General features: G+C 38.6%; 23 protein-coding genes and 1 pseudogene. 20 read left to right on the forward strand and 4 right to left on the reverse strand.

The window, feature by feature from the left end:
- Window positions 1–265, reverse strand: a pseudogene (locus HMPREF2837_RS11735) (MSCRAMM family adhesin SdrC); the annotation flags it as partial.
- A 10-nt stretch (window positions 266–275) separates the two neighbouring features.
- Between HMPREF2837_RS11735 and HMPREF2837_RS11740 the strand changes: the two are divergent.
- From HMPREF2837_RS11740 to HMPREF2837_RS08990, 20 genes are all read left to right on the forward strand, one after another.
- A complete protein-coding gene (locus HMPREF2837_RS11740) occupies window positions 276–446 on the forward strand; it encodes an LPXTG cell wall anchor domain-containing protein (protein WP_004249713.1) in 171 nt (56 codons plus the stop codon).
- Window positions 447–1,136: 690 nt separating this feature from the next.
- Complete coding sequence (locus HMPREF2837_RS08900; RefSeq protein ID WP_049539555.1) at window positions 1,137–2,021, forward strand: acyltransferase; 885 nt, start codon at window positions 1,137–1,139, stop codon at window positions 2,019–2,021.
- A 2-nt stretch (window positions 2,022–2,023) separates the two neighbouring features.
- Window positions 2,024–3,253, forward strand: coding sequence for a glycosyltransferase family 8 protein (locus tag HMPREF2837_RS08905; protein WP_083306468.1), 1,230 nt, complete (start codon window positions 2,024–2,026; stop codon window positions 3,251–3,253).
- Window positions 3,243–4,136 carry a glycosyltransferase family 2 protein gene (locus HMPREF2837_RS08910; protein ID WP_049539552.1) on the forward strand — a complete coding sequence of 298 codons (894 nt, stop codon included), beginning with the start codon at window positions 3,243–3,245 and terminating at the stop codon, window positions 4,134–4,136. The genes HMPREF2837_RS08905 and HMPREF2837_RS08910 overlap by 11 nt, the downstream gene beginning before the upstream one ends.
- A 75-nt stretch (window positions 4,137–4,211) precedes the next feature.
- Entirely contained in the window at window positions 4,212–7,430 is a 3,219-nt protein-coding gene (locus HMPREF2837_RS08915; RefSeq protein WP_049548677.1) for an SP_1767 family glycosyltransferase, read from the forward strand.
- Window positions 7,431–7,444: 14 nt separating this feature from the next.
- Window positions 7,445–8,623, forward strand: a complete 1,179-nt coding sequence (locus HMPREF2837_RS08920; RefSeq protein ID WP_075230871.1) for a glycosyltransferase family 8 protein — start codon at window positions 7,445–7,447, stop codon at window positions 8,621–8,623.
- 46 nt (window positions 8,624–8,669) lie between these two features.
- Window positions 8,670–9,677 carry a sugar transferase gene (locus tag HMPREF2837_RS08925; protein WP_075230872.1) on the forward strand — a complete coding sequence of 336 codons (1,008 nt, stop codon included), beginning with the start codon at window positions 8,670–8,672 and terminating at the stop codon, window positions 9,675–9,677.
- 127 nt (window positions 9,678–9,804) lie between these two features.
- Window positions 9,805–11,034, forward strand: a complete 1,230-nt coding sequence (gene secY2, locus HMPREF2837_RS08930) for an accessory Sec system protein translocase subunit SecY2 (RefSeq protein WP_083306466.1) — start codon at window positions 9,805–9,807, stop codon at window positions 11,032–11,034.
- A gap of 15 nt (window positions 11,035–11,049) precedes the next feature.
- Window positions 11,050–12,624, forward strand: a complete 1,575-nt coding sequence (gene asp1, locus HMPREF2837_RS08935; RefSeq protein WP_075230873.1) for an accessory Sec system protein Asp1 — start codon at window positions 11,050–11,052, stop codon at window positions 12,622–12,624.
- Complete coding sequence (gene asp2, locus HMPREF2837_RS08940) at window positions 12,614–14,146, forward strand: accessory Sec system protein Asp2 (protein WP_049548680.1); 1,533 nt, start codon at window positions 12,614–12,616, stop codon at window positions 14,144–14,146. The genes asp1 and asp2 overlap by 11 nt, the downstream gene beginning before the upstream one ends.
- A complete protein-coding gene (gene asp3 / locus HMPREF2837_RS08945; RefSeq protein ID WP_049548681.1) occupies window positions 14,146–14,631 on the forward strand; it encodes an accessory Sec system protein Asp3 in 486 nt (161 codons plus the stop codon). Before asp2 ends, asp3 begins: the two co-directional genes overlap by 1 nt.
- Entirely contained in the window at window positions 14,615–16,993 is a 2,379-nt protein-coding gene (gene secA2, locus HMPREF2837_RS08950; protein WP_075230874.1) for an accessory Sec system translocase SecA2, read from the forward strand. The genes asp3 and secA2 overlap by 17 nt, the downstream gene beginning before the upstream one ends.
- A gap of 12 nt (window positions 16,994–17,005) precedes the next feature.
- Window positions 17,006–18,526, forward strand: coding sequence for an accessory Sec system glycosyltransferase GtfA (gtfA, locus tag HMPREF2837_RS08955; RefSeq protein WP_049548683.1), 1,521 nt, complete (start codon window positions 17,006–17,008; stop codon window positions 18,524–18,526).
- Complete coding sequence (gene gtfB / locus HMPREF2837_RS08960; protein ID WP_075230875.1) at window positions 18,510–19,856, forward strand: accessory Sec system glycosylation chaperone GtfB; 1,347 nt, start codon at window positions 18,510–18,512, stop codon at window positions 19,854–19,856. Before gtfA ends, gtfB begins: the two co-directional genes overlap by 17 nt.
- The gene (asp4, locus tag HMPREF2837_RS08965; protein WP_075230876.1) at window positions 19,849–20,028 is read left to right on the forward strand and encodes an accessory Sec system protein Asp4; all 180 of its coding nucleotides are present in this window, start codon (window positions 19,849–19,851) and stop codon (window positions 20,026–20,028) included. Before gtfB ends, asp4 begins: the two co-directional genes overlap by 8 nt.
- A 4-nt stretch (window positions 20,029–20,032) precedes the next feature.
- Complete coding sequence (locus HMPREF2837_RS08970; protein WP_075230877.1) at window positions 20,033–20,257, forward strand: accessory Sec system protein Asp5; 225 nt, start codon at window positions 20,033–20,035, stop codon at window positions 20,255–20,257.
- A 348-nt stretch (window positions 20,258–20,605) separates the two neighbouring features.
- Window positions 20,606–21,328, forward strand: coding sequence for a pseudouridine synthase (locus HMPREF2837_RS08975; RefSeq protein ID WP_075230878.1), 723 nt, complete (start codon window positions 20,606–20,608; stop codon window positions 21,326–21,328).
- A 110-nt stretch (window positions 21,329–21,438) separates the two neighbouring features.
- Window positions 21,439–22,773 (forward strand): aminopeptidase C, encoded by a 1,335-nt coding sequence (gene pepC / locus HMPREF2837_RS08980; protein ID WP_049548687.1) that lies wholly within the window; start codon window positions 21,439–21,441, stop codon window positions 22,771–22,773.
- Window positions 22,774–22,911: 138 nt separating this feature from the next.
- Window positions 22,912–23,157, forward strand: a complete 246-nt coding sequence (locus tag HMPREF2837_RS08985; protein WP_004238875.1) for a hypothetical protein — start codon at window positions 22,912–22,914, stop codon at window positions 23,155–23,157.
- A gap of 362 nt (window positions 23,158–23,519) precedes the next feature.
- Window positions 23,520–23,915, forward strand: a complete 396-nt coding sequence (locus HMPREF2837_RS08990) for a leucine-rich repeat domain-containing protein (protein WP_075230488.1) — start codon at window positions 23,520–23,522, stop codon at window positions 23,913–23,915.
- Window positions 23,916–24,149: 234 nt separating this feature from the next.
- On the opposite strand, the gene HMPREF2837_RS08995 is transcribed toward HMPREF2837_RS08990, so the two are convergent.
- From HMPREF2837_RS08995 to HMPREF2837_RS09005, 3 genes are read right to left on the reverse strand one after another with little or no spacing between them, the layout of a single operon-like run.
- The gene (locus tag HMPREF2837_RS08995) at window positions 24,150–25,061 is read right to left on the reverse strand and encodes a PTS system mannose/fructose/sorbose family transporter subunit IID (protein WP_049548689.1); all 912 of its coding nucleotides are present in this window, start codon (window positions 25,059–25,061) and stop codon (window positions 24,150–24,152) included.
- 14 nt (window positions 25,062–25,075) lie between these two features.
- The gene (locus HMPREF2837_RS09000; protein WP_049548690.1) at window positions 25,076–25,888 is read right to left on the reverse strand and encodes a PTS mannose/fructose/sorbose transporter subunit IIC; all 813 of its coding nucleotides are present in this window, start codon (window positions 25,886–25,888) and stop codon (window positions 25,076–25,078) included.
- Between the two features lie 29 nt (window positions 25,889–25,917).
- The gene (locus HMPREF2837_RS09005) at window positions 25,918–26,907 is read right to left on the reverse strand and encodes a PTS sugar transporter subunit IIB (RefSeq protein WP_049548691.1); all 990 of its coding nucleotides are present in this window, start codon (window positions 26,905–26,907) and stop codon (window positions 25,918–25,920) included.
- Between the last annotated feature and the right edge of the window lie 22 nt (window positions 26,908–26,929).

Raw genomic sequence — 26,929 nt, forward strand, 5'->3', positions numbered from 1 at the left:
CGAGCGCAAGTACATCAGCAAGTACATCAGCTTCTGAGTCAGCAAGCACAAGCGCATCAGAATCAGCAAGCACAAGCGCGTCAGAGTCAGCAAGCACAAGCGCGTCAGAATCAGCAAGTACATCAGCTTCTGAATCAGCCTCAACAAGTGCCTCAGAGTCAGCGTCAACAAGCGCCTCTGAATCAGCAAGCACAAGCGCTTCTGAATCAGCAAGCACATCAGCTTCTGAGTCGGCATCAACAAGTGCGTCAGAGTCAGCAAGCACAAGCGCATCTATGATTCATTCGACTAGTCAAGCTCCTCAAACTGATACAACTAAGACACGTAAGCAACTTCCAAATACTGGAACAGCAACATCGGCTACAAATCTACTCCTAGGAGTTGTAGCAGGTCTAACAGGATTAGGATTAGTAGCTAAACGTCGTAAGCGCGATGATGAAGAGTAAGCCTTGTTTTATAAAGTTGCTAAAAGACTAGGTAAGCTATGAGAAAACCTCCAAGGATTGTAAAATTCTTGGAGGTTTTTGTCTATAGGAAGTGAGTATTAGCTGGTTGGAGTTTTGTTGATTCGTAAGACTCGTTTAAAATATAGTAGATTGAAATAAGTTGTGAACAAAGAGATTAGGAAATTCAAATCAATTTCTAATAATGTTTTAAAATCTGTAGCGTACTATTCTAGGTTCAATCCACTATAAAAAAGAGCAGAAATTTCCACCTCCAAAATACATATATCATAGTTTTGTTAGAAACTCTTTCATTGTTTTCCTAGAATAGAGTAAGGTTCATTAATTAGTTGGTTAATCTCCAAGCTACGATATTTCTTAAGTAACATGTTAACAAAAAAGTGCACTTTGATTTTAATTGAGTATAAATCAGTTGAAATTCAATATTTATTGTCTAGAGCTAGAAAAAATAAGGTTATGAGCTTTATCTCACTTTATGAAAGTGTGCAAAAATGGTATAATATATAGTAGATTTTTGCATCTAAAAATGGATGTATTATATAGAGATGCTTGATTTGCTATCACATGAAGATTATAGGAGAATTAGGTTATCAACAATCAATTGCTCTAAAACAATGAGAACAATGTTTTTGGTCAACAAATGATATAAAATGAAAGAATCGAGAATAAGGTATGGATTTTAGAAATGCAGTACAGTTAATTGGAGATTTTCATCATGTTGAAGTGTCACCAGATGCTCGTCTTGATTTGGGAGCAGATATCACAATTCGGTCGTTTGCAAGTATTGAAGTTTCAAGTGGTGCGAATTTGAAAGTAGGAAATAGGGTCTTTTTTAATGACCATTGTTCAATCCGCTGTACTGAAGAAATCACCATTGGTCATGATACAATGTTTGGGGATGGAGTACGAATTTTTGATTCGAATCATCAATTCAATAACTATCATGTGTTTAAAACTGCAATGAGCGGCGCTCCTGTTCGTATTGGTCGGGATTGTTGGATTGGTGCCAATACCGTTATTCTTAGAGGAGTTACTATTGGTGATAATGTCATCATAGGTGCTAATTGTCTCATCCACCAGGATATTCCTAGTAATTCAATCGTCACTCATAGTGAAACATTAACGATTAAGCCCAAGAATATTGCCAAATTCCATGCCTTTGTTTATACTTACTCAGATCAGTTGGAAGGTTTGGAGTATTTGCTAGCTAGTTTACCTGAAGTTGATTTTCATGTTGCGGCACCAACGAATGTTTCAGATTTTTTAAGAAGCTTTTCCAGATTTAGTAATTTTCAACTATATGAATATTGCCAATCGAGAGAGGTTTCAGATCGCATTTTAGAGTTGGCGGATGTCTATCTAGATATCAACAATTGGAGTGAGGTAGATAATATTGTCGAGCGCGCTTTGGCAATCGGGAAGCCGATATTTGCGTTTGACACAGTAGTCCATCGAACTGCTGAAGGAGTACAAGTGTTTAGCCTAGAAGATAAAGAAAATATGGTGGTGGCCATTCGTCACCAACTAGAAAAAATTGACAGTGGAGAAAAGGAATGAAATTGTATCAAAAAGCGATAGCTCTTGGAGCTGACCTTCATTACCTTGATAAGGTAGAAACCGTGATAAAGTCAGTATCGGTTCATAATCATGAAGTGAAATTTTATGTGTTTAACGACGACCTCCCTAGCGAATGGTTTTTATTGATGAGGAATCGTCTGAAGGTTATTGGTTCTGAGATTGTCAATGTCAAAAAAACAGATCACAATCTTCGTGATTTCCATTTGCCAAATGCAATCCTATCCTATGCTGCTTTCTTTAGATATTTCATAGCAGATGAAGTACAAGAAGACAGGGTTCTCTATCTAGACTCGGATACGATTGTCAATGCAAAATTAGATGACTTATTCACCTTAGATTTACAAGGCTATGCTATCGCAGCTGTTCAAGATTTTAATCACGAAGGTTGGTTAACAACTTTTAATTCAGGTGTGATGTTGATTGATGCAAAAAAATGGCGAGCAAAAAATTCAACACAAAGTCTACTAGAGTTGACAGCTCAACACCATGAACATGTCTATGGGGATCAAGGTGTTCTCAACATGTATTTCGGTGATCAGTGGCTACATTTGGATAAAGAGTACAATTTTATGGTTGGTTTGGATCAATTTCTCCATTTAAGTGGGAATAAGGAGTGGTACCAATCTGACTATTACGGAAATTACGAACCAAAGATTATCCACTATACCTCAGAATCTAAACCATGGACTCATATGACCCTGACACGTTTTCGTAAATTATGGTGGTTCTATTATGGCTTGAACTGGAACGATGTATTATTAAGTTCAGATATTACTAAGCGCTCTTTTAACGAATTAGTGGGAGCTCCCTTATATCATACTTGTATTTTTACAAATAGTGCTGCAATGGAGTCCTTGGAATATCTTCTATCTGAACTTCCAGAAGTCCACTTTACGATCTTGGCGCATACAAACTTTGCTCCCTTTGTCGTTGACTTTCAATCACATCTGAATCTGTCACTTTTTCCAAATTTTAACCCTTTTAACATGAAAGAAACGTTGGATAAGATGGACTTTTACCTAGATATCAATCACGAAGGTGAGATTGCCAATATTATCGAGGAAGTTCAGAAACGAGATAAACCGATTTTTACCTTTGACAATACCAGTCATGATTCAAGTGGAAGAAGTCGCGTATTTTCATCAGCTGAACCAGACAAGATGGTAGAAGCTATTCGGAAATTTTTAGGGGAAGAATTGAATGGAAAATGAATTGATTAGTGTTATAGTTCCCATCTATAATGTTGAGAACTACTTGAGAATGTGTTTAGATAGCATTCAAAATCAAACCTATAAAAATTTTGAGTGTTTATTAATCAATGATGGATCTCCAGACAATTCGGCAGAGATTTGTAGAGAATATGTAGCTAAAGATTCTCGTTTTCGCTATTTTGAGAAAGAAAATGGTGGGGTATCATCAGCTCGAAACTTAGGAATTGAACGTTCGGAGGGGGTGTACATTACTTTTGTTGACTCTGATGATTGGGTAGAACCAGATTATTTAGAAGTGTTATATTCTATTATTGTTCAAGAAAAAGCCGATATATCTGTATCTACTTATAAGCAATTTAATACTAAAGAGAATTGTTGGTATCTGCATTCTTTTCAAAGAGGATACGAAAAGCGCGTTTTTAAAAATGATGAATTGATTAATGAATTGATAGATTTAAATGTTTTTGATTCGTCTTATGGCTTTGCAAGTTGTAAATTGGTTCGTAAGGATAGTATCGGATGTATTCGTTTTAATAATAGTACTAGTTTTTGTGAAGATATGGAATTTTGGTTTAAATTATACTTAATTGTTCAAAAAATTGTTTATATCAATAGAGATAGTTATAATTATCGTACAGATATGAATGCCGCAAGATATTTTACACCAGAAAAAATTCGTAGTGATGTAGAACAACGGTTAAAATTTATTACTTTTCTTGCTGTTAAAAATTTTAATATAGGAAAATATATAGAGAATTTTATCGAACATTTGAAATATTCAAAATATATTTTATTAGAAAGTGTAGGAATGGAAAGTTCAACTGATACATTGAGGTGGATTGAAGAACTGTTATATTTATTAGAGATAAGTCATAAGATGTAAACCGTTATAATCAGAATTACCTGAAAGACTTAGAATAATTAAGTTAGTTTTTAAAATAGAGATAAAAGGATTCATATGAAGGCAATTATACTTGCTGGGGATAAACAATATCTTACCCCAATACTTACGATGATAAAGTCTATTTTGTATTATAATCAACAGGTTAAGATTTACATTCTACATCAGAATATCCCTAGCGATTGGTTCCATGAAGTCAAGATTCAAGTGGAAAGGTTAGGCAGTCTTGTAGAGGATATTTTTATCGGTGATGTGATTGATCCAGAGTGGAAAACCCAAGCGCATATCTCCCCCATAGCTTATGCTCGATACTTAATTCCACAACTGATTACAGAAGATAGAGTAGTCTATTTAGATAGTGATATTATTGTGCATGGAGATTTGAGTCCACTCTTTGACTTAGATTTGGGTGACTACTCTGTAGCGGCAGTTAGGGATGCTGATGGCAATGGATTTAACTCAGGGATGCTGGTCATTGATTGTCAAAAGTGGAGAGAAAAAGATATTACCTCCTTGTTGTTTGATAAGACAGTGGAGTATATGTCCTACCTGGAGCAGACGACTACAGAAGGTTTCAATGGGGATCAAACCATTTTCAATTTAGTCTTCCAGAATCATTGGCTAGAGTTGGATAAGCATTTTAACCTTCAAGTTGGTCATGATGTCATTGCTTTTTATAGCCATTGGGATTCACACTTTGAGTTGGATAAAGAACCTTTGATCATCCATTATACGACCTATCGAAAACCATGGTCCACTTTGATGGGCTATCGTTATCGAGACTTATGGTGGGCATTTAGGAATGTTAGTTATGAACAGATTGCTGACCACTATGCAGGACGTTTTACCATCAAGAGAGTTTATGACCTTCATAATGTCAATCTATTTACATTCACAGATTCGCAGGATTTTCTGTATATTGAAGAACTAGCTCAAGCTCTTCCTGATGTTGGATTCCATATCGGAGCCTATACAGATATGGGGCCAATTCTAATGGCTTTGGACAAATATCCAAATGTGCATCTCTATCCTAGCATGGTTGGGGCAGTGATTGATGAAATGATTGAGAAGTCAGACGCCTATCTGGATATCCATAAAGGGAGTCCGATGGGCTTTATCGTCAATCGCTATACCAGTGCGGGCAGACCAGTATTGACTTTTGATATGACCAACAAAAATCAATTGAAAAAAACAGTAGTTTCGTCTCAGTCTCCCCAGTCAATGATAGAAGTAATTAAAGAGTTAAAGAAAGATAAAATGGACATGAAGGCAATTGTACTAGGGGCCAATTATCAATATGCAGATAAGGTATTAACGACAATCAAATCCATCTGCTGTCATAATCGAGGACTTCGTTTTTATCTGATTAACAGCGATTTTCCGACAGAATGGTTTTTCAATCTCAATCGTAAGTTGACGAAGTTAGACTGTGAAATCGTCAATGCCCGTGTCAATAGTTCTCATATTAGCCAATACAAGACCAATATTCACTATGCAACATTTTTGCGTTATTTTATCTCAGATTTTGTTGAGGAAGATAAAGTTTTATATCTAGACTGTGACTTGGTTGTCACAAGAGACTTAAGTCCTCTATTTGATGTTGAATTAGGAGACTATCCTTTGGCAGCAGTCAAGGATCTGGGGGCTCAAGTATATTTTAATGAGCATGGATTCAACGCAGGTGTCTTGCTCATCAATAATCGCCTTTGGAAGCAAGAAGAAGTTCGCAAACAACTGATTGAAATGACTAATGAGTTGCATGATAAGGTTGCTCAAGATGATCAAAGTATTTTGAATCTCTTATTTAAAGACCGTTGGTTGGCTTTGGACTTTAAATATAACTGCATTACCTTGCACACACATTTCTCAGATTATCGACCAGAACCTGGGACTTATCCACCGATTATTCATTATTTGACAGAGAGAAAACCATGGGGATTGTATGAACGCTCCATCTATCGAGATGTTTGGTGGTATTATAACGCTCAAGAGTGGTCAGACATGAGTCAGATGACGCCTTGTCTGACAAAAGATCAGGTGAGTCAATACACAGGGGTTCAACATTCAGCCCTAGTCTATACCTTCTCAAGTGACTTGAGAAATATGGGTTACTTGATTGAAAATTTACCAGATGTCAAGTTTTATGTAGCAGCTCCCGTTATGGTGGCGGATAGTATTACAGCTTTACTGGCCCACCCAAATGTCTCTGTCTTATCAGATATTGCAGGACAACCACCTTTGATTGATAGCTTGGTTGAAGGCTGTGACTTCTTACTGGATATCAATGCTGAATCCGAAGTTGATGGGATCATTGGCCGTTTCCGACAAGCAGGAAAACCAGTATTTGCATTTGAAAGTGTAGCCCATGGAGAACAAGGTCAGTTTCTTTATGACCAAGCACATCCTGAGGAGATGGTTCGAGCTATTGAAGCCTACTGTCAAAATGGAGAGTTGCCTGTAAAAAAGCTGCAATCCTACCCAAAGGTACTGGATATCCAGCAGAGTCTTGATTATATACTGGAGCACCATTCTTCTGTCATTCGTTATGGAGATGGGGAAATGGATATTATGATGGGACATGGGATTCCTTATCAAGACTATGATGAGACATTGGCAGAACAGCTTAGAAGTATGATCCAACTGGAAAGCTCTCCAGAATTGCTGGTTTGTCTTTCAGATGTTTTTGAAGGATTGGAACGCTACAATCCCGAAGCTGTCAACTTTTGGCAAAAGCATTTAGAGCATTATAAAGAAGCCTATCATAGATTTTGTACAGCAAGTTTCTATGGTTCTACTTTTATATCTCGCCCTTATATGGACCTCAAAGATAAGTCTGCTTCGGTAGCCCACTTTGAAAAATTAAAGAAACTTTGGGATAAACGAGACATCTTGATCGTCGAAGGTGAAAACTCACGTTCAGGAGTTGGTAATGACCTTTTTGACAATGCTCAGTCTGTTGAGCGTATCATCTGCCCTTCTAGAAATGCCTACAGTAAGGTTAAGGATATTCAAGAAGTGATTGAAAATCACGCAGATGGTAAACTAGTATTCTTGATGCTTGGACCTACAGCAAAGGTTTTAGCGTATCACTTAAGCAAAAAAGGCATACAAGCGATTGATTTAGGTCATATTGATTCCGAATATGAGTGGTTTAAGATGGGAGCAACTTCAAAAGTAAAATTCTCACACAAGCATACCGCAGAGCATAATTTTGATCAAGAAATTCAGCTAGTTGTCGATGCGGCTTATGATGCATCTATCATCGTGAAGCTATAGTCAAGGAGTAGTGAATGAATAAAAAAGTATTTGTGTTAGCAGGAGATTACGGTTATATTCGTCAAATCGAAACTACCTTAAAATCTATTTGCTATCACAATAGTGATGTCAAGGTTTATATTTTTAATCAGGATATTCCCCAAGAGTGGTTTGTCTCCGTCAGGGAAAAAATGGCATACCGAAATAGTGAGATAGTTGATATCAAGCTGTTTGGAGGTAATATGCGAAATTGGAGCCTACCACCTGTTGGACAGCACATAAACTTTATGACCTTTGCTCGTTATTTTATACCGAGTTTTGTGTCAGAAGATATTGTTTTATATTTAGATTGTGACTTAGTAGTTACACGTGATTTGACAGATCTATTTTCTATTGATTTAACCAATAAACCTCTAGCTGCTGCAAAAATCATATATGGTTTAGAAGACAGATTTAATGCAGGAGTGTTACTGATCAATAATGCATATTGGAAGGATAAGGGAATCCAGCAGGAACTCATTAACATTACTGAAAGAGAACATGAACACTTACTTGAAGCTGATCAAACAGTTCTCAATCTAGTGATGGGAGAAAATTATGTATTATTAGATGATACCTATAATTTTCAGATTGGATATGATCAGTTGGCGGATAGTCGGGGACAATATTTTATTTTTGAATTGCCTTTGACCCCATTACCAGCGATTATTCATTATTTGTCTGCTGATAAACCTTGGAATACTTATTCGGTAGGTCGCCTACGTGAAGTTTGGTGGAAATATAATCAACTAGAGTGGTCTCAAATAAATAGTCAAGAAGAACTTGTCGTGAAAAAAGCTAAATATCAAGCATTGATCATTACAGGTAGTCAGCAATTAGAACAAATTCATTATCTCATTAAACATTTACCTGAGTATGATCTTCATATTTTAACTTTTACGGATATGGGAGAAATTCTCAGAAGTCTAGCCAGTTATGAGAACATTAAGTTGCATCCAACTGTTATGAGGTGGATGTGCAGGAAAATGATTGAAGAATGTGATGTTTATCTGGATATCAATCATGAGTTTAAATTTCCTGATGTTTTAGAATGGGTGCAAGAAGCTAAGAAAACAATTTTAGCGTTTGATAATGTGGCCAATCCTTATCATGTAGATCAAGTATTTCCTCATGATAATCCTCAGGCTATGGTCGATTTTTTGAAGGAACTTTAAGTCTGTGAGTGGTTTGTTTTAAAAAATACTAAATTAGAGATTCAAAATGAAAATTAATATTACAAATATTTACGGTATGTCTGGTCAGAGTACAGCTTTGATCGCCCAGAATGAAACCGTTAAAATTGCAAGAAAATTGGACTTTCACGAACTTGGTTTTTACTTTTACAATATCTATAGTGATAGTCAAGGCGAGTTGAATAGCCGTTTAGATGGCGTTTTAGCTAAGCTGGGTTATGGGGATATCGTTGTTTATCAATCTCCTACATGGAATGGTAGGGAGTATGACCAGGCCTTTATCAGGAAATGTAAGATTTTAAACACGAAAATTATTACCTTTATCCATGACGTTCCACCTCTAATGTTTCCATCTAACTATTACTTGATGCCTGAGTACATTGAGATGTACAACCAATCAGATCTAGTAGTTGTTCCTTCGGAAAACATGAAAGAACGGCTGATTCAGGAAGGATTGACAGTTCAAAAGATTATTATCCAAGGCATGTGGGATCATGTTCATGACTATCCTTTGAGACAGCCTGTTTTTCAGAAAAAACTATCTTTTGCGGGTAGTGTAGAACGTTTTGAACACTTATCCAACTGGGCTTACTCAACCCCACTCGATATTTTTTCCGAGTCTAATCAGGAGAATCATAATCCAAGTGTTTCCTTTAAAGGGTGGAAAACAGATCCAGAGTTGCTTTTTGCTTTGTCAGAGGGGGGCTTTGGCTTAGTGTGGGGAACAAGTGAAAATCCAGCTGAAGAGGCAGATTACTATCGCTTGAATATCTCTCATAAAGTTAGCACTTATCTTGCAGCAGGAATTCCAGTAGTAGTACCATCCTATCTCTCAAATGCCAGTTTCATAAAGGAAAAAGGCTTAGGTTATGTAGTAGATAGTTTGGAAGAAGCCAGTCGTCTTGTAGAGGGAACGACAGTAGAAGCTTATCAACAAATGGTTGAAAATGTATATAAAGTGAGTTATGCCTTGAAACAAGGCTACTTTACAAAAAAACTATTGATTGATGCAGTGATGCAGGTTTTGGATGTTTAGAATAGAATAGTTATGGATTGCCCTCATCCATTAGGATGAGGGAACGCCATTATTGGCAAAGGATTAATTTATAGATTCAGCTATGTTTATCAAAATATCCCATCAATCGAATAAGTAGGAGAAAAAATTGAAGATAAAATTGACATCAGTTGTCGTGAAACGGGTCCTGTGGACGATTTCTTTCTTGTTCATTTATGTTCTAGGAAGTAGATTGACCCTTCCCTTTGTAAACGTTAATGACACGAGTTTTTTGGGTGGAACTGCTGCTTTCTTAGCATTTTCTACTGCTATGACAGGTGGCAACCTTCGGAGTCTTTCCTTATTTTCAGTTGGACTATCTCCATGGATGTCGGCGATGATTTTATGGCAGATGTTTAGTATGTCTAAGAAACTAGGTTTTCAAAATTTACCAATTGAAATTCAAGATCGTGGGAAAATGATTCTAACGTTTGTTATTGCTTTAATCCAAGCATTAGCTATTACTCTTAATCTCCCTATTCAGTCAGGGGTTAATTATGGACTGGTATTGACCATGAATGTTCTACTCTTGATTGCGGGCACCTTTTTCTTAGTCTGGTTATCGGATTTGAATTCTTTGTTTGGTGTCGGAGGGTCTCTAGTTATCTTGATGTCAAGTATGGTGTCAAGTATGCCACAAAACATCTTAAAAAGCATCAAGGAGTTAGAAGTTGGCCCCTTATTGATTGTGGCTCTTTTGATGCTCTCAATGGTATTTTTAGCGATTGCAGTTAGAGTTCAGAGAGCTCGTTATCGAATTCTGGTAAATAAGATTATGATCCACAATCGCTTTAAACGTTATTCTTATTTGGATATTTTGCTGAATCCAGCTGGAGGAATGCCCTTTATGTATGCCATGTCCTTGGTATCCATCCCACAATATAGCTTGTTGCTTCTTCAAATGGTTTTGCCGAAAGAATCGTGGATTGGAGAGTGGATTAGCCGCTTTGCAATTGGTCAGCCAATTTGGGTCTTCACTTATATTGCTGTTTTATTTATATTAGGAATTGCGTTTGCATTTGTAAATATGAATAGTGAAGAAATTGCTGAGAGAATGAAAAAATCTGGAGAATATATTTATAATATCTATCCTGGAGAAGATACTAGTCGTTATCTCGGAAAATTGATATTTCGTTTTGCAATCATTGGGTCTATCTATATCGTATTTATGGCAGGATTTCCAATGTTGATTGTCTTATATGATCCGCGCTATATGCAACTAAGTATGCTTTCAGGCTTATTTTTGATTTTTAATGGAATGGTGTTTAATATCAAGGAAGAAATCGATGCCTTGACATTAAACGAGAATTATCGACCACTCTTAGAAATCGATTCATAATTGTGAGGAGAAGCTATGTATTATTTCATTCCTTTTTTGGAGCGCAACAATCCATCTTGGCAAGCCAATATTGTGCCTTGGTATAGGACTCCTTATCGCCTAGAATTTGATGATATATTACACCAAATTCGGATTTTTAAACGTCAAGAATTAGAATCTAAGATGCTATGGTTGACTTATCATCCTCATCTACGCTACTTGTTACACAGACAAGATTTGTTGGAGTCGGATGTTTTCTCCGTTTTTGATGCTATTCAAAATATTGAAGCTGAGGAGATGCATCCCTTACAGTTAAAAGACTTGACATGGGATGAAGACTGTGACTTTATCTATACTCCGTTTGTAGTTGTAGTTAAGCAACAAGGGGAACTCTATGCTCATATTGAATATGGTTCAGAAGGCTTTATCAGCTACATCACGTATTTTAAGGATGACCAAGTTGATTTTATTTGCTATTTTGATGATCGAGGCTTTTTATCAAGTCTTGTAGAGTATAGGGATCAAAGACCAGCTACTCGTTATTATTACAATGCAAAAGGACAGTGGCAACTGAGGGAAAATTTGCAGGGAGAAGAGCCAATTGTAAAGATCAATCCAGCAGTAAGCTATCGTTTTGGAAAATTAGTTTATGACAGTATAGATGAAGTCATTTGGGAATTCTTAACAACATTTTTAAATCAAGACTATCAAGTTGGAGATTCATTTGTTTTGGCAGCTAATACCAAGTTTCAAGATCAATTGTTAAAAAAATTACCAAAAGAAGCTCCAAAAATTATAAGTTTCTTTATTGAAAGAAATCAAGCAGATGATTTGCAGGAGCATCGTCAGCTAGTAGAACAGTCTAGATTTTTGATTAGTGATCGGAAAGATTTTCTTGAGCGATTACAAGAGGTTTATCCACAATTTGCTTCTAAAATGCACCATTTACCATCTTTTGATACGCGCTTGAAGCTGGGACTTAGTCAACGATTAAAGGAATCAAAAATTTATGTCCAATTGGATATACAGATGCAACAAGATCCAGAAGTCTTGTATGAAATTTTGCATTTTGTTTCGGAAAATCCCTTGACCGAGGTTGTTTTTGCAGTATTTAATGCAGAAGGTTATCAAATAGAAGCTTTGCAGAAGCAACTCGATTCGCTGATTATGGAACGTCTTAACCCAAGGGATCTGTTAAAGGATACTGTGGTATCTGATGCGGAAAATACATTAGAGGAAAATACCAGAGATGATTATCGCTTTAAGATTATCAATCTAAATGATGAGATGGGCTTAATTCGGGAGTTAGAATATACTCGTTTAATTGTTGATTTGAATCCAGTCGCTAATATTTACACACAGATTGCAGGGATTAGTGCAGGAATTCCTCAAATCAACTTACAAGAGTCAGAATATGTGTCTCACTTACAAAATGGTTATATTCTATCAGATTTATCAGAGTTTAGTAAAGCTGGGCACTACTTTTTAGATACCCTGAAACATTGGAATCAAGCCTTGATTTACTCAATTGATAAGATTCGACAAAATACAGGTGATCAATTTGTAGATAAGTGGGAAAAATGGTTAGAGGAGGCAAAAAGTGAGCAATAAATTACAGATTTTGCAGATAGGTAGCAGAAACTGGAGCCATGACTATGAGCTTCCTGAAAATATGGAGTGGCACTTCTTTTGGCCGAGATCAACGACTGCCATAAAGAAGGTCATGAAAATGGAAGGCTTAAGAACTTTTTCAGCTGTTTTGGTTGAAAATCCTGAGCACTTATCGGATTTGATTCCGTTGATGAGAAAGATCACTCCTTATACGATTTTCTACCCTGATACAGCTGAGCCTCAATCAAAAGATGTTCAAGATTTTTTGAAAAAAACTTGCGCTCAAGCAACAGATTTTTCAAATCCAGCAGAACTTTTGAGACTCCTATCTAAGGCCCTGTTTAGAGGGCAGTATGGGGATAAGTTAGTTTCAATTGATATGATTGTCAATCCTGCTTTTACGGGGAAGGTTCGATATAACGGTTATGAAAATCTAGAACTCCTAGGAAAGTACGGCGACGACTTCCGCCCCTTAATCAGCTGGAAGTATAATATCCGAGCTAGCGAATTTAACCCAGTTGAACTCTGGCTCGAATATGAGAAAGATTGGACTTGTGATATTCGCCTGATCGTTCGAAATATTCAAGATGGATCTACTGCTAATTTTGTCAAAGAGCGAGTTTTCACAGTTGAAGATATGCAGTCAGCCTTGGTACTGGATGATGATTTTTCTTCATTTATCAGTGTTTCTTTAGAAGCTAGAGGAGCAGGACATTTGAAAATAGGAGCTCTTCACCAGCGTTTAACGCGCTACCAGTTTGGTAAATATGTTCTTGGTGGAGGCATCATCCATAATGACAAGCGTGAGGAGATCAATTACTTTTTCTATCCAGGAGACTTTAAACCTCCATTGAATATCTACTTCTCTGGTTATCGTCGAGCCGAAGGATTTGAGGGTTTTGGAATGATAAGATCCTTTGGAGCGCCTTTCCTTCTCTTTCAAGATCCTCGAATTGATGGAGGAGCTTTTTACTTGGGTGATGACTATCTTGAGAATGGCGTTCGAAATGTCATTCGAGAACATCTGGATTTGTTAGGATTCTCAAATAAGGAACTTATCCTTTCGGGTATATCCATGGGGACCTATGGTGCTATGTATTACAGCTCTTTCTTTGAACCTAAAGCTGTGATTGTTTCAAAACCCTTGACAAATTTGGGCTTGATAGCAGAGAGAGGCAGACTTGAGGCACCTGGACTTTTCCCAACCGCCTTTGATATCTTACGCCATCATTCTAAGGGAGATGCTAGCTTAGATGCTATGAGAGCCTTAGATGATCGTTTTTGGACCCCTTTTAAACAGGCAGATTTTAGTCAAACAATCTTTGGCCTCTCTTATATGAAAGAGGAAGACTATGATCCACGTGCCTATGATGACTTAGTAGCTGCCCTTTATCATACGGGAGCTCGTATTATGGTCAAGGGGACCTCAGGCCGCCATAACGATGATAATGATACGACTATAATTTGGCTCAAGAATTTTTATAAGATGATTTTAGAGCAGGATTTTGGGAGAAAGTTTTAATGATGATCAAACGGAATAAAGAAATATATTGGGGAGAATTTAAGGGAGCCAGTTTAGGTGATATGAGGCAAAATACATTTTTGTATGGTTCTATTGTCCTCTATCATTCAAGAGATCATGTTTATCTGGAAAATGCTATGGTGAATTCTGGTACTATGATTCATGAGTGGACTTCAAGTTTTAACTTTCAAGGAAATCGCTTAACCCCAACCTTACCTCTTTTAAAAAGGGGATATCGTTACCGTTTGTCTAGTCGGATGACTGTGCAACCTCAAAATGGTTTATACTTTAGGCTCATCTTTATGGATCGTTATGATAAGCAGGTTGGTCAAGTGATTGAAAAAGACTTGGATTTCACCTTTACTTATCCAGAAGAAGCCTATCATTACAGAGTACAGCTGTTGAGTGCAGGATTTCAAGCAGTTGACTTTCATTCATTTTCAATAGAAGAGGACGATTCTGAGCAAGATGTGGAACAAGAATAGACAATTGAGCAAGGTGAACAAAATCTTGCATCAAATCAATCTAAAAAAAGAAGAGATGGCCTCGCTAACAGATAATGAATTAGCAGGTAAAACTCAAGAATTTAAAGATAGAATTGCTGCTGGAGAAAGCTTAGACGATCTTTTAGTGGAAGCTTTTGCAGTTGTCAGAGAGGCTGATAAACGAATCTTAGGGATGTTTCCCTATGATGTACAGGTCATGGGTGGGATTGTTATCCACCAAGGGAATGTTTCGGAAATGAATACTGGTGAAGGTAAAACCTTGACCGCTACGATGCCAGTCTATCTCAATGCTTTATCAGGGCAAGGTGTTATGCTGGTGACAACCAACGACTATCTTGCCAAGCGTGATGCAGAGGAGATGGGACAAGTCTATGAGTTTTTAGGTTTGACCATTCACATTCCCTTTTCTGAAGACGATGATGAAGAGTTAACGCCTGAAGATAAGCGGGAAATTTATAGTGCGGATATTGTTTATACTACCAATAGTGGTCTTGGTTTTGACTACTTGATTGATAATCTAGCCTCTAGTGAAGATAAAAAGTACATGCCCGAATTTAACTTTGTTATCGTAGATGAGGTAGATTCAGTCTTGCTGGATAGTGCTCAAACTCCCTTGGTCATTTCAGGTTCGCCTAGGGTTCAATCCAATTTTTATGGAATTATTGACACCTTGATGACAACTCTAGTTGAGGGCCAAGATTATATTTTTAAAGAAGAGAAAAAAGAAGTCTGGCTCACTACTAAGGGTGCCAGAACTGCGGAGAGTTTTTTAGGTATTGATAACCTCTATTCTGAAGAACATGGAGTACTAGCAAGACATCTGACCTTTGCTTTACGAGCTCATACCATGTTTAAAAGGGATAAAGATTATATTATTCGTAAGGGCGAGAAAGACGAAGAGCTAGTGCTGCTAGATCAAAGTACAGGTCGTTTATTAGAAATGACCAAATTACAGGGTGGTTTACACCAAGCTATTGAGGCAAAAGAGCATGTTCCCTTGTCTGAAGAAACACGGGCGATGGCCTCCATTACCTACCAAAGCTTATTTAAGAAGTTTAAAAAAATCTCTGGGATGACTGGGACAGGAAAAGTTGCAGAGAAAGAGTTTTTAGAAACTTATGGGATGTCAGTCATTCGAATTCCTACAAATCGTCCGAATCAGCGAATTGATTATCCAGACAATCTCTATGTTACCCTACCTGAGAAAGTGTATGCATCGCTTGCTGAGATTAAATATTATCATGAAAAAGGTAATCCTTTATTGATTTTTGTTGGATCAGTAGAAATGTCGGAACTCTACTCCTCTCTATTATTACGTGAAGGAATTGCTCATAACGTTTTAAATGCCCATAATGCAGCGCGTGAAGCTCAGATGATTGCAGAGTCAGGTCGTATGGGAGCCGTGACAGTTGCGACTTCTATGGCTGGTCGTGGGACTGATATTAAGCTTGGTCCAGGAGTTGCTGAACTGGGTGGTCTAGTTGTCATTGGTACAGAACGGATGGATAGTAAACGTATTGACTTACAGATTAGAGGACGTTCTGGTCGACAGGGAGATCCTGGCTTGTCGAAATTTTTTGTCTCACTGGAAGATGATGTGATCAAGAAGTATGGACCTTCTTGGGTCCATAAGATGTATAAGGACTATACCGTAAATAAACAGATAAGCCCAGAACTTTTAGAAGGAAGACGCTATCGAAAATTAGTAGAAAAAGCGCAGAAGGCAAGCGATAGCGCTGCTAGATCATCAAGAAGGCAAACCTTAGAGTATGCTGAGAGTATGAATATCCAAAGAGAGATGGTTTATAGTCAAAGAAACCGTTTGATTGATGGTACCGAGGATCTAGATGGTTTTGTTGTGGATGTACTAGATGAATTCATAAAAAAAAGCTTGTCAGAAGAAGTATTTGAAAGTAGAGAGGAACTCTATCATTTTATCGTTAAAAATATCAGTTTTCTTTATCATGCAGTTCCTCGCGAGTTGGATATGACAGATAAGGAAGCCATTAGACGAGTTTTAGAGACAACCATCCAAAAAAGTCTACAAGAGAAACGAACGCTTCTGGAAACTCATGACTTCTTTTCAGATTTTCAGCGTTTAGCCTTGTTAAAGGCCATAGATGATAACTGGGTAGAACAGGTGGACTACCTGCAACAACTGAGTCTAGCGATTGGTGGGCAGTCAGCTGCTCAAAAGAATCCTATTGTCGAGTATTACCAAGAAGCCTATCATGGATTCGAAGAAATGAAAAGGCAAGTCAAGAAGGATATGGTTCGAAATCTTTTATTGAGTCGAGTAGACATTTCACCTGATGGGGAAATTATGGCTTATTTTCCATAAAAAGGGGACAATATGACAATTTACAATATAAATTTAGGAATTGGTTGGGCCAGCAGTGGTGTTGAATATGCCCAGGCTTATCGTGCGGGAATTTTCCGCAGCCTGAATCTGCTGTCGAAGTTTATCTTTACAGATATGATTTTGGGAGATAATATCCAGCACCTAACCGCAAATATCGGTTTTGATGATGATCAGGTTATCTGGCTCTACACTCATTTCACAGACATCAAGATTGCACCGACCAGTGTGACGGTAGATGATGTTTTGGCTTACTTTGAAGGTGTAGAAAGCCGTCGTGAAAGAAATGGGAGAATTGAACGAATCTTCTTCTCAGATGAAGACAAGTTTATCACTTGTTATTTGGTAGATGAGGAAAAAGATTTTGTCCAACATGTGGAGTATGTGTATGCTGGTAAATTGATCCGCAAGGATTACTTCTCATATACACGCTACTGCACAGAGTATTTTGCTCCTAAAGATAATGTAGCGACACTCTACCAAAGAACCTTCTACAATGAAGATGGGACTCCAGCTTATGAGATGTTCATGAATCAAGGGACCGAGGAAGTCTACCGTTTTAAGGATCGAATCTTATACGGGAAGCCTGCCTTGATCCGTTATTTCATGCAGACACTTGGGTTAAGTAAATCAGATCTAGTGATTTTAGACCGTGAAACAGGGATTGGTCAGGTGGTCTTTGAAGAAGCGCGTGCAGCTCACCTTGCTGTTGTCGTTCACGCTGAGCACTATAGTGAAAATGCGACCAATGATGATTATATCCTTTGGAACAACTATTATGACTACCAGTTTACCAATGCAGATAAGGTCGATCTCTTTATCGTTTCAACGGATCGTCAAAAGGAAGTTCTAGAGCAACAGTTTGCTCACTATACCTCGCACGCTCCTAAGATTGTGACCATTCCAGTTGGAAGTGTTGACCAATTAACAAAACCACAAAAGAGTCGTAAACCATTTTCTCTCATTACAGCTTCGCGTCTAGCCAAGGAAAAACATATTGATTGGCTTGTCAAGGCTGTGATTGAAGCTCATAAGGAATTGCCAGAATTAACCTTTGATATCTACGGTAGTGGTGGCGAAGAAGGACGTCTTCATGAGATTATCGCTGCAGGTCAGGCAGAAGAGTATATTAAACTCAAGGGCCATGCAGAACTTTCCCAAATCTATTCACAGTATGAAGTTTATCTAACCGCTTCTACCAGTGAAGGCTTTGGGTTGACACTCATGGAAGCAATTGGATCAGGCCTGCCATTGATTGGTTTTGATGTTCCTTATGGAAATCAAACCTTCATCGAAGATGGTGAAAATGGTTACTTGATTCCAAGCTCATCTGACCATGTCGAAGATGAAATCAAGAAAGCTTATGCAGAAAAAATCTGCCAACTGTATTTGGAGAATCATTTGGAAGGCATGAGAGAAAAATCTTACCAGATTGCTGAGAAATTCTTGACTCAAGAGATTTTGAACAAATGGGAAAATACAATCAAGGAGGTAGTGGATGATTCAGTTATTTGATGTATACAATCAAGAAAGCCAAGATTTGCACTATAGTCTGACTGAAGCAGGCCTGTCTGATTTGGCTGTGGTTATTGAACCCGATGGATTTTTGCCAGCTGGAGTTGTCTCACCTTTCACCTATTATTTGGGTTATGACAGCGGTAAACCCTTGTACTTTAACCAAGTTCCTGTACCAGACTTTTGGGAGATTGCTGGGAATAATCAATTTGGAACCATCAATGACCTTAATCAAGAACGAGCAGTGATTCATTTTGCAGATGGCTTACAGGCTCGTTTGGTGAAAAAAGTCGAATGGAAAACACCAGCAGGTCGCATCTTCCAAGTGGATCACTATAATCGTTTTGGAGCTTGCTTTGCTAAGACGACCTTTGATGCTTCTGGCCAAGCTATCATGACTTCTTATCGGAATGTAGATCAAAAAGAAGTTATTTTGGAAAACCATGTCACAGGTGATATTCTGCTGACCTTGGAAGGTCAAGGATTGCGCCATTTTTCTGGTCGAGTGGCCTTTATCATAGACTTCTTACAAGGTTTGAAAGTGAATCTTGACCACATTCTCTTTAATACTCTATCTACATCGTTTTTGACTTCCTTCCATTTCCCAGACAAATCGGGTCAGGATATTCTAGTTTGGCAAGAACCATTACATAATGATATACCAGGAAATATGCAACTGATCTTAGAGAATGACCAGCTTCGAGCTAAGACCGTTATCATTCCAGATTATGCGACTTATGAACGTGCTTTGCAATTGACGGATGAAAAATTCCATCATAAGTTTAATCACCTAGGCTATCATTATAACTTTAAGCGTGATAATTTTGTTCGTCCTGATGCCTTGATTGTAACCAATTCGGACCAACTAGAGCAAGTCGAAAAACTGGTGGAAAGTTTACCAAGGGTTACTTTCCGAATAGCAGCAGTGACAGAGATGTCATCCAAGTTACTGGATATGCTCCGCTATCCCAATGTCGTACTCTATCAAAATGCCAGTCCCCAAAAGATTCAGGAGCTTTACCAGTTATCAGATATCTACTTGGACATCAACTATGGTAACGAACTACTTCAAGCTGTTCGTCAGGCTTTTGAACACAACCAACTGGTCCTAGCTTTTGAGGAAACAGCCCATAATCGTCGCTATATTGCCCCAAATCATATTTTCGCTAAGGAAGCAGTTGACGACATGATTCACACCATTGAGTTAGCTCTTTCTCATGTCAAAGAAATGGGACGAGCTCTGGGAGACCAAGGTTACCATGCCAATTATGTGGATCCAATCATGTATCAGGAGCGGATGGAAACCATTTTAGGAGAAAGCCATGACTAAAAAAGATCTATTTTATCAGGATGTTGAAGGTCGTATGGAAGAGATGAAACAAGAACCCATCAAAAAAGAAAAATCTACACGTGGTGAAAAAATCAGTAAAACATTCTCTTTCTTGTTGGGATTGATTATTTTGATAGGTTTGCTGTTTACTTTAATAGGACTTTTGAGGTAGTTAAATGACTGAATTATTGATAATTTTAACCATTATTTTAGCTATTGCCTTAATCATCCTTGTGACCATTCAACCAAGACAAACTCAAATTTTTTCTATGGATGCAACTAGTAATATCGGAAAGCCCAGCTATTGGCAAAGCAATACGCTTGTTAAAGTTCTAACTTTGCTCGTTAGCTTAGCCTTATTTGTGATGCTACTCCTCTTTATGGCCTTAACATTTTCATGATCTATATTTTTTAAAGAGACAATGCTTGACTTTAACAGTGAAGATTTACAGAAATTTAAGTTTGAGGAGAAAATTTTAAGAAAACTTTTAGGAATCTAGCTTATACTATAAGCATAAGTTAAGAAGACCTTAACTTTAACTCCTAAAAATTTTTCATAATAATCTCCCTATAAAATAAAGTCGCCCAATCAGGCGGCTTGTTTTTGTACTAATACTCAATGAAAATCAAAGAGCAAACTAGGAAGCTAGCCGCAAGATGTACTTGAGTACGGCAAGGGGACGATGACGTGGTTTGAATTTGATTTTCGAAGAGTATAAGATTAAGATTTTTCATGGTATAATATCTTTATGAGATTAGATAAATATTTGGTTGCCTGCGCCGTAGGAAGTCGGACAGAGGTCAAAAACTTTCTAAAGGCTGGGCGCGTGACGGTCAATGGCAAAAAGGAAAAATCTGCCAAGCTGCAAGTCAATGAAGACACAGACGAGATTTGTTTTGATGGGCAAAAGTTAGACTACGAGGAGTTTGTTTACTATATGATGAACAAGCCCCAGGGTGTTATTTCAGCAACTGAAGATCCTAAACACAAGACTGTTTTGGATTTGTTGGATGATTTAGCTCGTTCAAAGGAAGTTTTCCCAGTGGGGCGTTTGGACATTGATACGCATGGACTCTTACTCTTGACCAATGATGGCAAGTTAGCTCATGCTCTTCTTTCTCCTAAACGTCATGTGGATAAGACTTATCTGGCACAGATCAAGGGAATCATGACCCAAGAGGATGTAGAGAAATTTGCTCAGGGGATTCCGCTGAAAGACTTTACCTGCCAACCTGCTAGACTGGAGCTTGTAACCATAGATACAGAAAAGAATCAAAGCCAAATCCGTGTGACCATTGCAGAAGGGAAGTTTCATCAGGTCAAGCGTATGGTGGCATACTGCGGTAAGGAAGTCGTGGACTTGCAACGTCTGACCATGGGAACTTTGACCTTGGATGAAAATCTGAAGCGTGGGGAATGGCGTCGCTTGACCAAAGAGGAATTAGAAGGTTTGCTCGAAAGTGTTGGGTAAACTGTGTAATCTTTGAAAAAGGTGAGGAAAATATCCTTACCTTTTTCAGTTTTTGGTTGCTTCCTTTGTGAAAAGAGTTATAATAGACTGTAGAATAAAAGGAGGATTTTATGAACGCGATTCAAGAATCATTTACAGATAAATTATTTGCTAATTATGAAGCAAATGTCAAATACCAAGCTATCGAAAATGCTGCCAGCCACAATGGAATTTTTTCAGCCCTTGAGCGTCGTCAAAGCCATGTAGATAACACACCTGTTTTCTCACTTGATTTGACAAAGGACAAGGTCACTAACCAGAAGGCTTCTGGTCGTTGCTGGATGTTTGCGGCCCTCAACACTTTCCGTCACAAACTCATCTCTCAATACAAACTTGAAAACTTTGAATTGTCACAAGCCCACACCTTCTTCTGGGACAAGTATGAAAAATCAAACTGGTTCTTGGAGCAAGTCATTGCGACTGCAGACCAAGAATTGACAAGCCGCAAGGTTAGCTTCCTACTTCAAACCCCTCAACAAGACGGTGGACAGTGGGATATGGTGGTTTCCCTCTTTGAGAAATACGGTGTCGTTCCCAAGTCTGTTTATCCTGAGTCAGTTTCATCTAGCAACAGCCGTGAGCTCAATGCAATTCTTAACAAATTGCTTCGTCAAGATGCTCAAATCTTGCGTGACTTGCTCGCTTCTGGTGCAGACCAAGCGACTGTTCAAGCTAAGAAAGAAGACCTCTTGCAAGAAATCTTTAACTTCCTTGCTATGTCACTAGGTCTTCCACCACGTAAATTTGACTTTGCTTATCGTGATAAGGACAACAACTACCAAAGCGAAAAAGGCATCACTCCACAAGAATTTTACAAGAAATACGTTGACCTTCCACTAGAAGACTATGTTTCTGTGATCAATGCTCCAACTGCTGATAAACCTTACGGTAAATCTTATACAGTTGAGATGTTGGGAAATGTGGTTGGTAGCCGTGCAGTTCGTTACATTAACGTACCGATGGAACGCTTGAAAGAATTGGCGATTGCCCAAATGCAGACAGGAGAAACTGTTTGGTTTGGTTCAGATGTTGGCCAGCTCAGCAACCGTAAAGCCGGAATCCTTGCGACAGATGTCTATGACTTTGAATCAAGCATGGACATTCAACTCACTCAAGACAAGGCAGGACGTTTGGACTACAGCGAAAGCTTGATGACTCACGCCATGGTCTTGACAGGTGTTGATTTGGATGAAAATGGTAAATCAATCAAGTGGAAAGTTGAAAACTCTTGGGGAGACAAGGTTGGGACAGATGGTTACTTTGTTGCCTCAGATGCCTGGATGGACGAATACACTTACCAAATCGTTGTTCGTAAAGAATTACTAACAGCAGAAGAACAAGCTGCCTATGAAGCAGAACCAATCGTCCTTGCACCATGGGATCCAATGGGTGCCTTGGCTGAATAAATGAGATATAAAAAGAACGGTTCTATAATTTTTAGGGTTGATGGAAATTTTCCACCAACCCTATTTTAGTGTATACAAAAAGGCCAACATCCATTATATTAAAAGCGCTGAAACCTAAAACAAAAGGATGATGACCATATGAACAATATACTAGAAGCTACACTACAAATCAAAGATGCACACAATGAAGGTGTTACATTCCATTTCTTAGAGAATATTAAAGAAGTATTGCGTGATGAGAGTGGGAAAGTAACTGGTGTAAAGGTTATTACAATGGAACTTGGTGAATCAGATGAAAGTGGAAGAAGATCAACGCATGAAGTGGCAGGTAGTGAACATATTATTCCATGTGACCTTGTCGTTGCAGCAATTGAACAAAAGTAGACTTTAGTGTTCTAGATGAAAGGTAAAAATTTGACTTTCGGTCAACATCAGAATACAATAGAAATGAACTAATAACAGGGGATGCATATTTAGGTCCTCAATCTATCGCAACCGCAATTAAAGGCGGGTGAGAAGTTGCGACAGAAGTACATGAATCGTTTAAAGAAAACACATAAATAACTTGTGGTGCCTTTCGTTTTTTTACTGGGAAAATTAAGGAACTATAGTTATAAATCCTTAAAGATATTAATATATTAACATGCGTATATTTATAGGAAGAAGGTTATGTCATCTATAGTTGTACTTCTGACGATAAGGTTGTTCGTGTACCAAAGGAAATTAAAGGTAAACCTGTTATCGCAATTGGAGAACGTGGTCTTGCGAACTTGAAACATTGTGAGGCAATCGTTTTACCAGATACAGTACGATATATTGGAAAAGGTGCGTTTACGATTGACAATAAGTTAAAGTATGTCCACTTTGGTAAGTCAATAGAAACAGTAGAAGATGATGTTTTCAACTCTGACAGTTCATTAGAATCAGTTGTATTCCCAGAAGGAACAAAGAGTATTGGAACATTAGTATTCTGGGGGACATCATCAATTAAATCTATTACAATTCCAGCAAGTGTAACAGAAATTACAGAATACTTCTATTTTGTGGATAACTGTAACCCAGATGTAGAAATCCATACACCTAAGGGATCAAAGGCAGAAGAAGTAGCTAAAGCAATGCAACTTAAAGTAGTAAATGACTAAAGGGGAATAGTATGAACAAAAAATTACTATCAGGCTTAGGGACTGACCCCAAAAAGTGAGAATTTAATAAAAACACCCTAGGGCTACCGTCTTCGGTATCCAACCGGAGACAGGTAGTCCAATTTTTGTTGGATTCTTTTTTCATTAGGTTCTTCATCAACACTATTTGACAAAGAGCCAAAAGAATCAGGTGATAAACCTGATTCTTTTTTTGTTTGTATATTCTCACCTAGATTACATAATACCGAAGAAACGAGCTGCGATACCAACTGCAAAGAGGGCAAGGATGATTGTGATTGGAGATACTTTTTTCTTAAGCAACCACATGCAAAGGAAAGTAAGGAGAAGTCCCATCAATCCTGGAATCAATGAGTTCAACTGAGCTTGAAGGCTTTGAGGTTGAACGCTATCCAAGCTCAATCCGCTAAGTGCTTGACCAAGAATACCCTTCAATTCTCCACCTGTAACAGGACCTTCTGGGAAGACGATGTAGGCACCTTCTGACAATTGTTTACCTGGAAGGTTGATAGTGAAGTTGATGGATACCCAACGTTGTACCAGAACGGCAAGGATGAACATACCAAGGATTGAAGCTCCTTTAGTGATGTCTTTCAAGATACCACCTGACATGTCTTTAGTGATTTCAGATCCAGCCTTGTAACCAAACTCTTGTGTATACCATAGGAAAGACATACGGATTGCATTCCATCCAAAGAAGAAGAGAAGTGGTCCAACGATATTACCAGTTGCAGCAAGTGATGCACCAAGGGCACCAAGGATCGGACGTACTGTAAACCAGAAAACTGGGTCACCGATACCAGCAAGAGGCCCCATCATACCGATCTTAACACCTTGGATAGCAGCGTCATCGATATCAGTACCATTTGCGCGTTCTTCTTCAAGTGCAAGAGTAACCCCCATGATTGGAGCAGCTACGTATGGGTGAGTGTTGAAGAACTCAAGATGGCGCTCAAGAGCAGCAGCTTGGTCTTCTTTTTTAGTGTAAAGTTTCTTGATAGCTGGGATCAAAGAGTAAGCCCAACCCAAGTTTTGCATACGTTCGTAGTTCCAAGAACCTTGAAGGAATTGTGAACGCCACCAAACTTTTTGTCGATCTGATTTTGATAATTGAATTTTTTCAGCCATGATTGTTCCCCTTTCTAGTAGTCTTCTAGGATATCACCGATTGGATCGTTAGAAGTTGCAGCTCCTCCACCACCGTTTCCACCTTGTTTAGAAAGGTTGAGGTAGATGAAGGCAAGGGCAACACCGATGACACCAAGGGCAATCAAAGTCAATTGAGAGATTGCTGCAAGAGCAAAACCGATTGCGAAGAATGGCCATACTTCACGAGTAGCCATCATGTTGATAACCAAAGCGTAACCAACGGCAACAACCATAGCACCACCGACAGCCATACCACCTTTAAGCCATTCTGGCATAAGGTTCAATACGCTTTGAACGGCTTCAGTTGGCATTGCAAGCAAGAGTGCAGCTGGGATAGCAATACGTAGACCTTGAAGAGCAAGGGCAAAGTAGTGAGCGCGTTCAACAGCTGCAATGTTTCCTTCTTTAGCAGCAGCATCTGCAGTATGAACCAAACCAACTGAGATTGTACGAACGATCATAGTCAAGAAAAGTCCAGCTACGGCAAGAGGGATTGCAGTTGCAGTTGCGACTGCGATACCTTCAGTAGTAAAGTTACCACCCTTAATCATGATGATTGCAGCTGCAACAGAGGCAAGAGCCGCGTCAGGAGCTACGGCAGCTCCGATGTTTGCCCAACCAAGAGCGATCATTTGAAGTGATCCACCAAGCATAACCCCTGCTTCGAGGTTACCAGTTACAAGACCGATGAGGGTACATGCGACGATTGGTTGATGAAATTGGAATTGGTCGAGGATACCTTCAAGACCTGCGAAGAAGGCAACAACTACAACCAAGATAGCAGAAATGATTGAAATATCTGACATGGTTTTATTCCTTTTCTATTTAATGTAAATTATTGAACGTTAGCTTTGCTAATCAAGTCAAACAAATCTTTTTTAGTGTCGTTTGGTACTTTACGTACGTCAAATTCAACACCAAGGTCACGCATTTTTTCAAATGTAGCAACGTCTTCTTTGTCCATTGACAATACGTTGTTGACCATTGTTTTACCGGTTGAGTGAGCCATTGATCCAACGTTAAGAGTCTTGATTGGCACACCGCCTTCGATAGCACGAAGTGCATCTTGAGGTGTTTCAAATAAGATAAGGGCGTGTGTTTCACCAAAACGAGGGTCTTTTGCAACTTCAATCAATTTTTGGATTGGAACAACGTTAGCCTTCACTCCGTTTGGAGCTGCTTGTTTGATCAATTCTTTACGAAGGTCATCTTTAGCAACGTTATCTGAAGCAACGATGATACGGTTAGCTTTTGAATCTGGTGTCCAAGCAGTTGCTACTTGTCCGTGAAGGAGACGAGTGTCAAGACGTGCAAGATTGATTTTCAATTTACCGTCTCCGATAACTGTTCCTTCTGGAATAGCGGCTTGGGCAACTGGAGCAGTTGCAGCAGTAGCAACTTCCTCAGCTGGATTTAGTTCTTCTGGAAGAGCCTTGATGCCATCTTTGGCTTCTTTAATGATGTTCGCAGCAACTTTAGCCACTCCGGCATTAGCGTCCATGAGGCGCTCTGTATATGCTTGGATTAACATCGGTAAGTTAAGTCCTGTGATGATGGCAAATTTACGCTCAGGGTTTTCTCCCATTACGCGGCTAGCTTGGTTAAATGGAGACCCACTCCAAAGGTCAGCCAAGACTAGAACCTCATCTTCTGCGTCAAATGCAGCCACAGCATTGTTGAACTTGGCGTATAAATCATCTGGACCTTCGTTTGGCATAAAGGTTACAACTTGAACCTTTTCTTGTTCACCAAAGATCATAGATCCTGACTGATGAATACCCGCGGCAAATTCACCGTGGCTCGCAATAATGATTCCGATACTCATTATTGTCATTCCTCCTTATAAA

This window comes from Streptococcus sp. HMSC071D03 (assembly GCF_001812125.1).
Taxonomy (GTDB): Bacteria; Bacillota; Bacilli; order Lactobacillales; family Streptococcaceae; genus Streptococcus; species Streptococcus pseudopneumoniae_N.

Excerpts from the sequence above, each read along its gene's own strand:
- HMPREF2837_RS08985 (WP_004238875.1), top strand. The coding sequence starts at position 22,912 with ATGAACAATATACTAGAAGCTACACTACAAATCAAAGATGCACACAAT.
- HMPREF2837_RS08975 (WP_075230878.1), top strand. The coding sequence starts at position 20,606 with ATGAGATTAGATAAATATTTGGTTGCCTGCGCCGTAGGAAGTCGGACA.
- HMPREF2837_RS08925 (WP_075230872.1), top strand. The coding sequence starts at position 8,670 with ATGAAAATTAATATTACAAATATTTACGGTATGTCTGGTCAGAGTACA.
- gtfB (WP_075230875.1), top strand. The coding sequence starts at position 18,510 with ATGATTCAGTTATTTGATGTATACAATCAAGAAAGCCAAGATTTGCAC.
- asp3 (WP_049548681.1), top strand. The coding sequence starts at position 14,146 with ATGATGATCAAACGGAATAAAGAAATATATTGGGGAGAATTTAAGGGA.
- secA2 (WP_075230874.1), top strand. The coding sequence starts at position 14,615 with ATGTGGAACAAGAATAGACAATTGAGCAAGGTGAACAAAATCTTGCAT.
- HMPREF2837_RS08970 (WP_075230877.1), top strand. The coding sequence starts at position 20,033 with ATGACTGAATTATTGATAATTTTAACCATTATTTTAGCTATTGCCTTA.
- HMPREF2837_RS08995 (WP_049548689.1), bottom strand. The coding sequence starts at position 25,061 with ATGGCTGAAAAAATTCAATTATCAAAATCAGATCGACAAAAAGTTTGG.
- pepC (WP_049548687.1), top strand. The coding sequence starts at position 21,439 with ATGAACGCGATTCAAGAATCATTTACAGATAAATTATTTGCTAATTAT.
- asp1 (WP_075230873.1), top strand. The coding sequence starts at position 11,050 with ATGTATTATTTCATTCCTTTTTTGGAGCGCAACAATCCATCTTGGCAA.
- asp4 (WP_075230876.1), top strand. The coding sequence starts at position 19,849 with ATGACTAAAAAAGATCTATTTTATCAGGATGTTGAAGGTCGTATGGAA.
- HMPREF2837_RS08915 (WP_049548677.1), top strand. The coding sequence starts at position 4,212 with ATGAAGGCAATTATACTTGCTGGGGATAAACAATATCTTACCCCAATA.
- HMPREF2837_RS08910 (WP_049539552.1), top strand. The coding sequence starts at position 3,243 with ATGGAAAATGAATTGATTAGTGTTATAGTTCCCATCTATAATGTTGAG.
- HMPREF2837_RS09005 (WP_049548691.1), bottom strand. The coding sequence starts at position 26,907 with ATGAGTATCGGAATCATTATTGCGAGCCACGGTGAATTTGCCGCGGGT.
- HMPREF2837_RS11740 (WP_004249713.1), top strand. The coding sequence starts at position 276 with ATGATTCATTCGACTAGTCAAGCTCCTCAAACTGATACAACTAAGACA.
- HMPREF2837_RS08920 (WP_075230871.1), top strand. The coding sequence starts at position 7,445 with ATGAATAAAAAAGTATTTGTGTTAGCAGGAGATTACGGTTATATTCGT.
- HMPREF2837_RS09000 (WP_049548690.1), bottom strand. The coding sequence starts at position 25,888 with ATGTCAGATATTTCAATCATTTCTGCTATCTTGGTTGTAGTTGTTGCC.
- gtfA (WP_049548683.1), top strand. The coding sequence starts at position 17,006 with ATGACAATTTACAATATAAATTTAGGAATTGGTTGGGCCAGCAGTGGT.
- HMPREF2837_RS08900 (WP_049539555.1), top strand. The coding sequence starts at position 1,137 with ATGGATTTTAGAAATGCAGTACAGTTAATTGGAGATTTTCATCATGTT.